The organism is Streptococcus entericus DSM 14446, from assembly GCF_000380025.1.
GTDB lineage: Bacteria > Bacillota > Bacilli > Lactobacillales > Streptococcaceae > Streptococcus > Streptococcus entericus.
This window is the reverse complement of sequence record NZ_KB904159.1, coordinates 1-12,460: the sequence shown is the minus strand read 5'-3', so window position 1 is coordinate 12,460 and position 12,460 is coordinate 1. Positions and strand designations below refer to the sequence as shown.

12 protein-coding genes are annotated in these 12,460 nt (G+C 42.1%); 10 read left to right on the top strand and 2 right to left on the bottom strand.

All coding sequences use genetic code 11. The annotated features are described in order from the left end of the window. Positions 1-32 precede the first annotated feature (32 nt). The 10 genes from A3GW_RS0103405 to A3GW_RS0103360 all read left to right on the top strand — a co-directional run bounded on the left by A3GW_RS0103405 (position 33) and on the right by A3GW_RS0103360 (position 11,238). A complete protein-coding gene (locus A3GW_RS0103405) occupies positions 33-812 on the top strand; it encodes a ParB/RepB/Spo0J family partition protein (RefSeq protein WP_018367919.1) in 780 nt (259 codons plus the stop codon). A 184-nt stretch (positions 813-996) separates the two neighbouring features. Next, the gene (gene dnaA / locus A3GW_RS0103400) at positions 997-2,346 is read left to right on the top strand and encodes a chromosomal replication initiator protein DnaA (protein ID WP_018367918.1); all 1,350 of its coding nucleotides are present in this window, start codon (positions 997-999) and stop codon (positions 2,344-2,346) included. A gap of 154 nt (positions 2,347-2,500) precedes the next feature. Then, positions 2,501-3,637 carry a DNA polymerase III subunit beta gene (gene dnaN / locus A3GW_RS0103395; protein WP_018367917.1) on the top strand — a complete coding sequence of 379 codons (1,137 nt, stop codon included), beginning with the start codon at positions 2,501-2,503 and terminating at the stop codon, positions 3,635-3,637. Positions 3,638-3,671: 34 nt separating this feature from the next. After that, on the top strand, positions 3,672-4,553 hold the full coding sequence (locus A3GW_RS0103390; RefSeq protein WP_018367916.1) for a diacylglycerol/lipid kinase family protein: 882 nt from the start codon (positions 3,672-3,674) through the stop codon (positions 4,551-4,553). An 11-nt stretch (positions 4,554-4,564) separates the two neighbouring features. Next, the gene (locus A3GW_RS0103385) at positions 4,565-4,762 is read left to right on the top strand and encodes a DUF951 domain-containing protein (RefSeq protein WP_018367915.1); all 198 of its coding nucleotides are present in this window, start codon (positions 4,565-4,567) and stop codon (positions 4,760-4,762) included. A gap of 97 nt (positions 4,763-4,859) precedes the next feature. Then, the gene (locus A3GW_RS0103380; protein WP_018367914.1) at positions 4,860-5,270 is read left to right on the top strand and encodes a helix-turn-helix domain-containing protein; all 411 of its coding nucleotides are present in this window, start codon (positions 4,860-4,862) and stop codon (positions 5,268-5,270) included. A 78-nt stretch (positions 5,271-5,348) separates the two neighbouring features. Next, entirely contained in the window at positions 5,349-6,464 is a 1,116-nt protein-coding gene (ychF, locus tag A3GW_RS0103375) for a redox-regulated ATPase YchF (protein WP_018367913.1), read from the top strand. A gap of 160 nt (positions 6,465-6,624) precedes the next feature. Next, positions 6,625-7,194, top strand: coding sequence for an aminoacyl-tRNA hydrolase (pth, locus tag A3GW_RS0103370; protein WP_018367912.1), 570 nt, complete (start codon positions 6,625-6,627; stop codon positions 7,192-7,194). Then, positions 7,187-10,696, top strand: a complete 3,510-nt coding sequence (gene mfd / locus A3GW_RS0103365; RefSeq protein ID WP_018367911.1) for a transcription-repair coupling factor — start codon at positions 7,187-7,189, stop codon at positions 10,694-10,696. The genes pth and mfd overlap by 8 nt, the downstream gene beginning before the upstream one ends. Continuing rightward, positions 10,696-11,238 (top strand): TetR/AcrR family transcriptional regulator, encoded by a 543-nt coding sequence (locus tag A3GW_RS0103360; RefSeq protein WP_018367910.1) that lies wholly within the window; start codon positions 10,696-10,698, stop codon positions 11,236-11,238. Before mfd ends, A3GW_RS0103360 begins: the two co-directional genes overlap by 1 nt. Here the strand turns inward: A3GW_RS0103360 and A3GW_RS0103355 are convergent. Then, on the bottom strand, positions 11,235-11,924 hold the full coding sequence (locus A3GW_RS0103355; protein ID WP_018367909.1) for a metal-dependent hydrolase: 690 nt from the start codon (positions 11,922-11,924) through the stop codon (positions 11,235-11,237). The genes A3GW_RS0103360 and A3GW_RS0103355 overlap by 4 nt on opposite strands. Before the next feature lie 197 nt (positions 11,925-12,121). After that, a partial coding sequence (locus tag A3GW_RS0103350) for a hypothetical protein (protein ID WP_018367908.1) occupies positions 12,122-12,460 on the bottom strand: 339 nt, incomplete at its 5' end.

The window sequence follows — 12,460 nt, the reverse complement described above, 5'->3', positions numbered from 1 at the left end:
TAAAGTGAGTTTTATCATAGAAAGCAGGTCATATGGCAGAGAAACTGGTCAATCTTCCTATCAATAGCATTTCAAAAAATCCCTATCAGCCACGCTTGAACTTTTCAGAACAAGAATTGGAAGAACTAGCTCAATCCATCAGAGAAAATGGCTTAATTCAGCCCATTATTGTCCGAAAATCACCTCTTGCTGGCTATGAATTGATTGCTGGTGAACGTCGTTTTAGGGCCTGTCAGTTAGCTGGGTTAACGCATATTCAAGCTATTGTGAAAGAGCTAACTGATGAAGAAAGCATGAAGCAAGCTATCATTGAAAATCTTCAGCGCTATGATCTTAATCCCATCGAAGAAGCCCTGTCCTATCAGCAATTGATTGATAAACTAGGTGTTACCCATGACGAGATTGCTAACACATTAGGAAAATCTCGTCCTTATGTCTCAAATAGCCTGAGACTGCTTAACTTAACCGAACAGGCAAAAAAAGCTCTCATCACTAAGCGTATCAGCTCTGGGCATGCTAGACTGCTACTAAGCCTCCCTAAACAAGACCAAAATAATTGGCTTGAGGCGACCATTGCAAAGGATTGGACCGTGCGCCAACTCGAAAGGCAATTAAAAACAAGACCTGTTAAAGCATCAAAAAAATCAGATCGTTTTATCAAAGAACAAGAAATGCTTTTAAAACAACAACTGGGATTAAATTGTCAGTTCACCCTCAATCAAACAGGCAAAGGCCATCTCAAAATTGAATTTTCTTCTTTTGATGATATCGACAATTTTATCAACAGGTTGACGATTGCTGTTGATAAGTAAATCTTAAAACCAGCCCTTTTCCACAAGTCATTCATCTTAAATAACCAGCTTATCAAATGAATTCACAACTTTTCCACATTTTGTGGAAAAGTTCTTTTAACAATGTGGAAGAAAACTAATATACTTGTGGAAAACTTTATTAAAATATGCTAAAATAGAAAAACAAACAACCAAGGAGACACTAATGACTGAACAAGAACATCTCTTTTGGAATAAGATACTAAACTTATCAAAAAAAGAATTCACTGAAAAAACCTTTGAATATTTTATACTTGATTCTAAATTGATAAAGGTTCAGGATAAGACTGCCCAAATTCTTGTCCCAAAAGTCAAGCAAAATTTCTGGCAAACCAATATTGAATCAATTATTTTAACAGCTGGTTTTGAGGTTTATGATGATGAAATTAAGATTAACTACCTCACTGATGAGGACATCACAAACGATGAGTTTAGACAGGTTAGCTTAGCTCAACCAACAGTTGTTGAGGAGGTCTATCACTCACCTCAACAAGCCAATCTCAATCCAAAATACCGCTTTAATAATTTCATCCAAGGAAAAGGCAGTGCTTGGGCTTTTGCGGCTGCTCTAGCTGTTTCCAGTAACCCAGGAACAGTTTATAACCCCCTCTTTATCTGGGGTGGTCCTGGACTTGGAAAAACACACCTTCTGAATGCCATCGGCAATCAGGTATTGGAAGACAACCCGAGAGCAAAGGTGAAATACATCACCACTGAAGATTTTGTCAATGAATTTGTCAACCACATCAAATTATCCAGCATGGAAGAATTGAAAAATCAATTTCGAGAGCTGGATGTCCTTCTCATCGATGACATTCAATCCTTGGCCAAAAAAACAGGGACGCAGGAAGAATTTTTTAATACCTTCAATGCCCTTCACGCTAATAACAAGCAAATTGTGCTGACCAGTGACCGTGCGCCTGACCAGCTAAATGACTTGGAAGAACGTCTTGTGACGCGCTTCAGTTGGGGGTTAACACAGGACATTACACCTCCTGACTACGAAACACGTGTGGCTATCCTCCTTGATAAAATACAAGATTATGCCTTTGATTTCCCAACAGAAGCTATTGAATATCTCGCTAATCAATTTGATTCTAACGTGCGTGAGCTAGAAGGGGCCTTAAAAAATATTAGCCTTGTGGCTAATGCTAAAGGTGCAACAACCATTACCGTAGATTTGATTGCTGAAGCTCTTCGTGCCATTAAGCCGGATAAAATCAAAAAAACAGTCATCGCTATTGGTGATATTCAAGAACAAGTTGGGAAATTCTATGACATTGCTGTTAAAGATATAAAAGGAACTAAACGACAACAAAATATTGTCTTAGCTCGTCAAATTGCCATTTATCTGACCCGTGTCATGACAGACTACAGCTTACCAAAAATCGGAAAAGAATTCGGTGGACGAGACCATTCAACAGTCCTACATTCCTACAATAAAATCAAAGACATGATTGAACAAGATGCCAATCTGGAAATCGAAATCAATACCATCAAAAGTAAACTGACCTAGGCTGTGTAAAACTTTCTTTCTAAGTTACCCTTTTTCCACAAGTTATCCACAGTGCTTTTGCTTAGTTAAATCAATAAATCATCGTCTTTTCCCCATTATCAACAAGACCTACTACTATTACTAATTCTAATACTTATAAAATAAAGGAGATGCCATGCTACAATTTTCCATCAATAAAGCTTTTTTCCTACAAGCCTTAAATGCCACCAAGCGAGCTATTTCAAGTAAAAATGCTATCCCTATTTTGTCTACAATTAAAATTGATGTTAAGAAAGATTATTTGACCCTGACAGGCTCAAATGGTCAAATTTCAATTGAGCATACCATTGCAAATTCTCAAGAAGATGCAGGACTTTTGATTACGACCCCAGGTGCCATCTTACTTGAAGCTAACTTTTTCATCAATGTTGTGTCAAGTCTGCCTGATGTCAGTCTCGAGGTCACTGAAATTGAACAAAAACAAGTGGTTATTCGTAGCGGTAAGTCTGAAATTATTCTAAAAGGTAAGGATGTTGACCTCTACCCTCGTCTGCAAGAAATTTCAACCAGCAACCCTCTCGTTTTTGAAACCAAAGTGTTACGTCAGTTGATTGCAGAAACAGCCTTCGCAGCTAGCACTCAAGAAAGCCGTCCGATTTTGACTGGTGTGCATCTGGTGTTATCTCATCATCAAGAGTTCAAGGCTGTCGCAACAGATTCTCACCGCTTGAGCCAACGTCAAATCAGCTTGGAAAAAGCCAGCGATAACTTTGATGTGGTTGTTCCTAGTCGTTCCTTAAGAGAATTCTCAGCAGTCTTTAATGATGAAGTTGAGACAGTTGAAGTCTTCTTCTCTAGTAGCCAGATGCTTTTTAGAACAGAAACTATTTCTTTTTACACGCGCCTGCTTGAGGGGAATTATCCCGATACCGACCGCCTCTTGACAAAGACTTTCGACACAGAAGTGGTCTTCACCACTAGCAAACTTCGTCAGGCTATGGAGCGTGCTCACCTCATGTCTAATGCGACTCAAAATGGGACAGTAAAACTTGAAATCACAGGTAAGGCTGTCGCTGCCCATGTTAATTCGCCAGAGGTTGGTCAGGTTCACGAGGAACTTGATACCGAGAGTATCTCAGGCAGTGAGTTGACCATCAGTTTCAACCCGACTTATTTGATTGATGCCCTCAAAGCCATCAAGAGTGAACAGGTCACTATTCGCTTTATCTCCCCTGTTCGTCCCTTTACCCTCACTCCTACTGATGATAGTGAGAACTTTATCCAACTCGTGACGCCTGTGCGCACCAATTAAACAAAAGCTCCTCGTGGGCTTTTTTGGTAGATAGATGACAGTATATATTCTTTACAATCCCTCTTCTGGCAATGGCAGAGCTACTCAGCTGGTTGCTACCCTCAAGAAGACCTATCCAGAGCTCTCCTACGCTTTATTTGCCACAGATAAGGCAACTGATGAGAAGAGACATGTCAAGACTATTCTGAGCCAATTTGAGCCGTCTAGGGACCGTTTCCTCATTATCGGTGGAGATGGGACCTTGTCCAAGTCTTTGAGTTACTGGCCAGCTGAGCTTCCCTTTGCCTACTTACCAGCAGGTTCTGGTAATGATTTTGCTCGTTCGCTAGGTGGTCTCACGATGGCACAAGTCATGAGGTCACTGCTCAGCCATGCTCCCAAAGCCATCACTGTCCTAGCCAATGACCAGCAAGTGGTGGTGAACAGCCTAGACGCTGCCTATGCCGCTCAGACTGTGGCTTTATCTGAGCAGTCAGGACTTAAAAAGGGCTTGAACCGTTTTTCTATGGGCAAGTTAGCCTATATCTTGCTAGGGATTAAAGCCCTCTTTGTCACTCGCCCTATGTCTGTCCGTCTGACGGTTATCGGTCAACAAGTTGACCTTGATAATCTCTTTTTCTTCTCTGTGTCTAATAACACCTTTTTCGGTGGTGGGGTGACCATCTGGCCGAGCAGTCATGTGACAAAAAAGGAAATGATCTGTGTCTGGGCAAAGGATAGGGGGATTTTGGGCAATTTACTGACCTTGGTTACCATTCTTTTGAAAGGTCATGAGAAAAGCAAACACCTCTCTCACCTAGTAGGGCAAGAGGTGGAGATAGGATTTGAAAAAACTGAGCCTGTTCAGATTGACGGTGACTTGACAGAGCTGTCAAGTATTGGTTTGGTCTGTCAGACCAGGTGGATTTATAGTTAAAGGAGAATCAGATGTACCAATTAGGATCCCTTGTGGAAATGAAGAAGCCCCACGCCTGCACCATCAAATCAACTGGTAAAAAAGCCAATAGCTGGGAGGTGGTGCGTGTGGGAGCTGACATCAAAATTAAATGCACCAACTGCGAGCACATCGTTATGATGAGCCGCCATGATTTTGAGCGGAAGATGAAGAAAGTGCTACAATTTTAAGTATTCGCCACCTTTTGTTGCGGTCTTCCCTGAGCTGTTTCTAGGCTGCTCGGGGATTTTTTGATAGAATAAAGGTAAAGAAAGCGAGGTAACTCTGATGAATAAATTTCCAGAGCAATTAAAAACACTCCGCACCCAAAAAGGTCTGTCTCAAGAAGACTTAGCGACACAGCTTCACCTGTCTCGTCAGGCGATTTCAAGGTGGGAAAATGGAGAAACAGCACCTGACCTTGACACTCTTATCAAGTTGGCATCAATTTTTGATGTAAGTCTAGATGAGTTGGTGCTAGGTGTTAAGCCAGTCACATCTTATGAAAAATCAGAAGAAGATGAAGAAAATCTTCAGTTATTGAGAGGTAGAGAATTTGTTCTTAATCCGGAAACAGGACAGTATGAAAAAAGAGATGGTATGACCATTCTTATTGATTTAATCTCGACATACTGGTGGCTAATCTTTTTTGTACCACTCATTGTCATGTGGATTAAATTGTTCATAAAGTTATTTTAGCTTGTCACTAGACAAGCTTTTTTCTTGATTTTCTGCTATAATAGTCATGATTGAATTTTTAGATGGAGAAAAGAAATTATGGCTTTAACAGCAGGTATTGTCGGTCTTCCAAATGTCGGCAAATCTACTCTTTTTAACGCAATTACCAAGGCTGGTGCGGAGGCGGCTAACTACCCCTTTGCGACCATTGATCCAAACGTCGGCATGGTGGAGGTGCCTGATGAGCGTCTACAAAAGTTGACCGAGCTGATCACACCGAAAAAAACTGTCCCAACGACCTTCGAGTTCACCGACATTGCAGGTATCGTAAAAGGTGCCTCTCGTGGTGAGGGTCTGGGCAATAAATTCCTAGCCAATATCCGTGAAGTGGACGCTATTGTCCATGTGGTGCGTGCTTTTGATGATGAAAATGTCATGCGCGAGCAAGGCCGTGAAGATGCCTTTGTCGATCCGATTGCAGATATTGAAACCATCAACTTGGAGCTGATTTTAGCTGATCTTGAAAGTGTCAATAAACGCTATGCGCGTGTGGAGAAGATGGCGCGTACCCAAAAAGACAAGGATTCCGTTGCGGAGTTCACCATCTTGCAAAAAATCAAGCCTGTCCTTGAAGATGGGAAGTCAGCTCGGACGGTTGATTTCACTGATGACGAGCAAAAGATTGTCAAGCAGCTCTTCCTCTTGACCACCAAGCCTGTCCTCTATGTGGCCAATGTCGATGAGGACAAGGTCGCAGACCCTGACAATATTGGCTATGTCCAACAAATTCGTGACTTTGCAGCGACGGAAAATGCAGAAGTGGTAGTGATTTCAGCCCGTGCCGAAGAAGAAATTGCTGAGCTGGAAGATGAGGATAAAGCAGAGTTTTTAGAAGCCATCGGCTTGACTGAGTCAGGTGTAGATAAGTTGACCCGTGCTGCTTATCACCTGCTGGGGCTTGGCACCTACTTTACTGCTGGTGAAAAAGAGGTGCGTGCCTGGACCTTCAAGCGGGGCATTAAGGCTCCTCAAGCGGCAGGAATCATCCACTCGGACTTTGAAAAAGGCTTTATCCGTGCGGTGACCATGAGTTATGACGATCTCATGCACTATGGTAGCGAGAAGGCAGTCAAAGAAGCTGGTCGCCTGCGTGAAGAAGGCAAGGAATACATCGTCCAAGATGGTGACATCATGGAGTTTAGATTTAACGTATAGCATTTTTCTTAGAGCTAGTTAGTCTTAAACTATTTTTATAAACCACGCGTTTAATGATTAAGGCTTGCCTACTTATCTCTCAAGAAAAAGATAGACATTTGATGCTTAAATCGGCTGGAACCTTTTTCCAGCCCTTTTAGGCTTTATAGAAGGAGAAAAAATGGTAAAACTCATCGTTGGGTTGGGTAATGTCGGCAGCAAGTATGACCAGACCCGCCACAATGTCGGCTTTATGGCAATTGACAGACTTGTCAAGGACCTTGACGCCACCTTTACAGAAGATAAAACCTTCAAAGCCTACATCGCTTCTAGCTTTATCAATGGCGAGAAGGTTTACTTTGTCAAGCCAACCACTTATATGAATAACAGCGGAATTGCTGTTCGAGCCTTGCTGGCCTTCTACAATATTGATCGTCAAGATTTGATTGTTATCTATGATGACCTTGATATGGAAGTTGGCAAGATTCGCTTTCGCTCAAAAGGCTCAGCAGGTGGGCACAATGGTATCAAGTCAATCATCGCTCATATCGGCAGTCAAGAATTTGACCGTATCAAAATTGGTATCGGCCGTCCAAAACCGAATGTCGCAGTAGTCAATCATGTTTTGACAAGATTTGACCAAGATGACCATATCACCATTCTCAATACCTTGGATAAGGTTGACAGTGCTGTCAACTTCTATTTACAGACCAGGGACTTTGAAAAAACCATGCAGAAGTACAATGGATAAAATGACTTTAATTGACCTGATTGGTCAAAACAAACAATTAACAGAATGGACTGACACTGTCTCGACAAGAAATCGCCAGCTTCTCATGGGCTTATCAGGGTCAAGTAAGAGCTTGGCCATTGCCTTTGCCTATGAACAGACAAGAGGTAAATTGGTTCTGGTGACCTCTAGTCAGAATGACGCTGAAAAAATAGCAGACGAGTTAGCCAGCCTTATTGGTGAGGAGCATGTCTTCACTTTCTTTGCAGATGACATGCCAGCAGCTGAGTTTATCTTTGCCTCAAAAGACCGGACCCAGTCTCGCTTGACGAGTTTGAACTTTTTGTTAAATCCGTCAGCGACAGGTATTTTAGTGACAACTCTGATTGGCACAAGACTTCATTTGCCAAGCCCTCAACAGTATGAGTCAGCTCAATTGTCGCTAACGCTTGGTCAGGAGGTAGACCTTGACACGTTTGTCAAGAAATTATCAACTATGGGTTATACCAAGGTGTCACAAGTCTCCAACCAAGGAGAGTTTGCTAAACGTGGAGATATTTTAGACATTTATGGGTTGACAGATGATCAGGCCTATCGTTTAGAGTTTTTTGGTGATGAGCTGGATGGCATCAGGTGCCTAGACATTGACAGTCAAAAATCCCTAGATAACCTTGAGCAGGTGACTATCAGCCCAGCAGACACCATCCTCTTTGATGATGAGGATCGCTTGAGATTAGTGGAGGCTTTGCAGTTAGCTATCCAGCAGGCTTCTGATGAAGCGATACCCTATCTCAGTGATTTCTTGTCAACGACAGAGGCTGGTTATCGCCATCGTGATCTTGGAAAATGGCTGTCGCTGCTCTACGAACATCCTCATACCTTGCTGGATTACTTGCCGACTGCAACACCCGTTTTCTTTGATGATTTTCAAAAAATCGTTGATCGACATGCTCGCTTTGAATTAGAAGCCGCCAATCTCTTGACAGATGATTTACAACATGGTAAATCTCTGTCAACCTTATCTTACTTTGCCGATAGCTACGCACAGTTGAGAAAATACGAACCTGCTACCTTCTTTTCAACCTTCCATAAGGGCTTGGGCAATATCAAATTCGATCAGTTGTACAATTTTACCCAGTACCCCATGCAGGAATTTTTCAATCAGTTCCCTCTCTTGATTGATGAAATTACGCGTTATCAAAAACAAGGGTCTACGGTTGTCTTGCAAGCAACAACAGAATCCAGCCTAGAAAAGTTAATAAAAAGTTTACAAGATTATCAATTTGATTTACAATACTGTCAATCTGACAAGCTTTTAAAAGGTCAGGTGCAAGCCACTATTGGTCAACTAAACAGCGGCTTCTATTTTGCAGATGAGCGTTTAGTGGTCATCACTGAACGAGAAATTTTTCATAAAAAAATCAAGCGTCGTCCTCGTCGTCAGAACATCTCTAATGCTGAACGAATCAAAGATTACAGTGAGTTGTCAACAGGTGATTATGTGGTGCACCACATTCATGGGGTCGGTCGTTTTTTAGGGATCGAAACCATCAAGGTATCGGGAATTCATCGGGATTATTTAACCATTGAGTATCAACATGCTGACCGAATTTCCATTCCCATTGATCAGATTGACAGCTTGTCCAAGTACGTCGCTAGTGATGGCAAAGTTCCTAAAATCAATAAACTCAATGATGGTCGTTTCCAAAAGGCTAAGCAAAAAGTGTCTAAGCAGGTGGAAGACATTGCTGATGACTTGCTGAAACTGTATGCCGAACGCAGCCAGCTCAAGGGCTTTGCCTTTGCTCCAGATGATGACCAGCAACGGGAGTTTGATGATGATTTTGCTCATGCAGAAACAGATGACCAGTTACGCTCCATCAAGGAAATCAAGGCTGATATGGAAAAAGATAAGCCCATGGATCGGCTTTTGGTCGGTGATGTCGGCTTTGGTAAGACTGAAGTTGCCATGCGAGCAGCCTTTAAGGCTGTTAACAGTGGCAAGCAGGTAGCTGTTCTCGTGCCGACAACTGTCCTTGCCCAACAGCACTATGACAACTTCCGTGAGCGGTTCGACAATTTTGCTGTTAATGTGGATGTTCTGAGTCGGTTCAGAAGTAAGACTGAACAAGTTGACACTCTTGACAAGTTACGTAAAGGGCAAGTTGACATTATTATTGGCACCCATCGTCTCCTATCAAAAGACGTTGACTTCCTAGACTTGGGTCTTTTGGTCATTGATGAAGAGCAGCGCTTTGGTGTCAAGCATAAGGAACGGTTAAAAGAGTTGAAAAGTAAGGTTGATGTGTTGACCTTGACAGCGACACCGATTCCTAGAACCCTTCACATGTCCATGCTGGGTATTCGTGATTTATCGGTGATTGAGACCCCACCAACCAATCGCTACCCTGTTCAAACCTATGTGATGGAGACTAATCCTGGCATGATCCGCGAAGCGATTCTTCGGGAAATGGACAGGGGTGGTCAGGTCTTCTACGTTTACAATCGAGTTGACACGATTGACAAGAAAGTGTCAGACCTCAAAGACCTGGTGCCAGAGGCAAGCATTGGCTTTGTCCATGGTCAGATGACAGAGATACAATTGGAAAATACCCTGATGGACTTTATTGCTGGGACTTATGATGTTTTAGTGGCTACGACTATCATTGAAACTGGCGTTGATATTTCTAACGTTAATACCCTCTTTATCGAGGATGCTGACAAGATGGGGCTGTCAACCTTGTATCAACTTCGAGGTCGGGTTGGTCGTAGCAATCGTATCGCCTACGCCTACCTTATGTACCGACCTGACAAGGTTTTGACAGAGGTTTCCGAGAAGCGTTTGGAGGCGATTAAGGGCTTTACAGAACTAGGATCTGGTTTTAAGATTGCCATGAGGGATTTGTCCATTCGTGGGGCGGGTAATATCCTTGGGGCGTCACAGTCTGGCTTCATTGACTCAGTTGGCTTTGAGCTGTACAGTCAATTGCTTGAGGAAGCCATTGCTAAAAAGCAAGGCAAGTCAACTGCCAGAGAGAGAGGCAATGCTGAGCTCAACCTCCAGATGGATGTCTACTTACCATCTAATTACATCACTGATGAGCGACAAAAAATTGCTATTTATAAGCGGATTCGTGAAATCAATAGCCGAGCAGATTATCAGGACTTACAAGATGAGCTGATTGACCGCTTCGGAGAGTACCCAGACCAGGTGGCCTATCTGATTGAGATTGGTCTGGTAAAGGCTTGTCTGGATGCTGCCTTTGTTGAAAGGGTTGACCGACAGGGTGACCAGCTCAAGGTTGTCTTTGAAAAAGCCTCACTCAAATACTACCTCACCCAAGATTATTTTGAAGCTCTGTCAGTCACGACACTTAAGGCAACCATTGGTGAGCATGATGGCAAAATCGAGATTGTCTTTAACATCAGACAACTCAAGGACCACCAAATTCTCGGTGAATTAGTCGCTTTTGGTGAACGATTGGTGCTGATTCGGGCAAGGAAAGCTGAGAAAACGAACTGATGATAAATCCCTATACCCCATCATTTACTTCATTTGAACTGAATAACACCCAACTAGCACTTCATCGGACATTTTTAGGGCTCTATGCTGATCCCCAGCAAAAACTAACTGTATCTGCCATTTGTCAAGCAACCCCCTTGTCACGGTCTAGTTTCTATGACTATTATGACCATATTGAGCAGCTGAAGGCTGAAGTTGAAGATAGGATAGTGCTTGAGTTGATGCAGGGAACGGGTCCCTTGATTGAGCTAGATGATTTGGCATTTGTTGAAGTGACGATTGATTTTGTGACCAAACACCGTGAGTTTTTTGAAGCTTTCTTGATCAAAAGACCCAACCCAGCCTTTATTGACAAGTGGAAACAAGCTATCAAATACCATTTTTATCCGAAATTGGTCATCAGCCACCCCAAAACAGTTGACATCACCTTGGAAATACTAGCATCTGCTGTTGTGTCAACCTTGACTTATCTCCTAAAAAAGCCGACCACGCCTCTCAGTATTGAGGAACTTGGTCAGCTAATTTTTAAGGTGATTGATTAAATTGTTTTGATAGGTTTACCTGTTTGCTGATAGAGCCATTTAAAGATAAAAGCAGGCAGAATAAAGCCAAGGGAAACGAGGAAACCATGCAGTAAGTGAGTGTAAGGTTCTGGTAAGCTAGCGACCATTTTCATCGGCGATAACCAAGGGGATATATTGCACATAAGAAGACCCATAAAGAGGATCTGAGGCCAGATGGTTTCGCCTCTTTTTTTACTGGTTTGATAGGCGTAAATCAATAAGATAAGAGAAAAGATAACTTCAAGATGCCAGGCGTATTCACCCATCACTCTCCATAATCCCCAACCAAATTTGAGTGAAGAGCCAGGATAGAGCGCTAAATCAGCATTATGGACAGGAACATCCAGTAGCCAGTGAGAAAAAGCTACTAAAGTAGTTGACAGGCCAGTAGTATTATCTTTTCGATAGAAAAAATAGGCTAAACCACCTGCGACTAAGGACCAAACGATTCCCATTAAGAGCGAGTGATCCCAATCAATTTGGGTTAAATCAAAGTATAGGTAAGGTTTTGTTTCCAAATTAGGATCTACCTTTGAGATACCTAACATGATGTTAATCCCATTAACAATATCAATGGCTCCTGTTGCCAAAAAAATTGGCATAACAGGCAATTCAGGCTTTTTAGCCTTAACAGCAGTTGCTAGAGCATAGTGTCCAAAATACATCGTGTATCCTCATTTCGTTTTGATGGACTTAGTTTAATCTTTTTAGAGGAGATTGTGTAGGACACTTTTTAAAAAAGTGTCAGGACATCAATATCGAAGTAAACTTGACAAACCTGGGAGTTTTTTTATAGCAAACTTGGATGACTCAAAAAAGAAATGGGATTACTACAGCAAGAGTTGGCATAGAAAATCGATCCTCACTCCCCCTCAAGATGTTTGATTAATTTTTTCACTTTTCTAATGATATTCTTTTTCCCTTTAAAAGCATTTCCGGAAGCGAGTTTTTGGACAAGATTCCACTCTTCGTGAGTAAGTAATTTTTTGATCCTATCGAGACTATCTTTAAAGCAGACGAACTCGTCAAGCAACATTTCAGGATTAGGAATAAGGTGAGCGACCTCGCTAATATCTTCGTAAGCGAGTTTATTCAACTGCCTCTTTTTAGACTCCTGTTTTCTTAATTCATCATTCACAAGATTAGAGAACTTAGTTTTAAAGTAGACTCTAAGTTTTTCCTGATTATCGCATAAGTCAGG

Bases quoted from the DNA above. Each gene is read 5' to 3' on its own strand.
- A3GW_RS0103405 (WP_018367919.1), top strand. From the start codon at position 33: ATGGCAGAGAAACTGGTCAATCTTCCTATCAATAGCATTTCAAAAAAT.
- dnaA (WP_018367918.1), top strand. From the start codon at position 997: ATGACTGAACAAGAACATCTCTTTTGGAATAAGATACTAAACTTATCA.
- dnaN (WP_018367917.1), top strand. From the start codon at position 2,501: ATGCTACAATTTTCCATCAATAAAGCTTTTTTCCTACAAGCCTTAAAT.
- A3GW_RS0103390 (WP_018367916.1), top strand. From the start codon at position 3,672: ATGACAGTATATATTCTTTACAATCCCTCTTCTGGCAATGGCAGAGCT.
- A3GW_RS0103385 (WP_018367915.1), top strand. From the start codon at position 4,565: ATGTACCAATTAGGATCCCTTGTGGAAATGAAGAAGCCCCACGCCTGC.
- A3GW_RS0103380 (WP_018367914.1), top strand. From the start codon at position 4,860: ATGAATAAATTTCCAGAGCAATTAAAAACACTCCGCACCCAAAAAGGT.
- ychF (WP_018367913.1), top strand. From the start codon at position 5,349: ATGGCTTTAACAGCAGGTATTGTCGGTCTTCCAAATGTCGGCAAATCT.
- pth (WP_018367912.1), top strand. From the start codon at position 6,625: ATGGTAAAACTCATCGTTGGGTTGGGTAATGTCGGCAGCAAGTATGAC.
- mfd (WP_018367911.1), top strand. From the start codon at position 7,187: ATGGATAAAATGACTTTAATTGACCTGATTGGTCAAAACAAACAATTA.
- A3GW_RS0103360 (WP_018367910.1), top strand. From the start codon at position 10,696: ATGATAAATCCCTATACCCCATCATTTACTTCATTTGAACTGAATAAC.
- A3GW_RS0103355 (WP_018367909.1), bottom strand. From the start codon at position 11,924: ATGTATTTTGGACACTATGCTCTAGCAACTGCTGTTAAGGCTAAAAAG.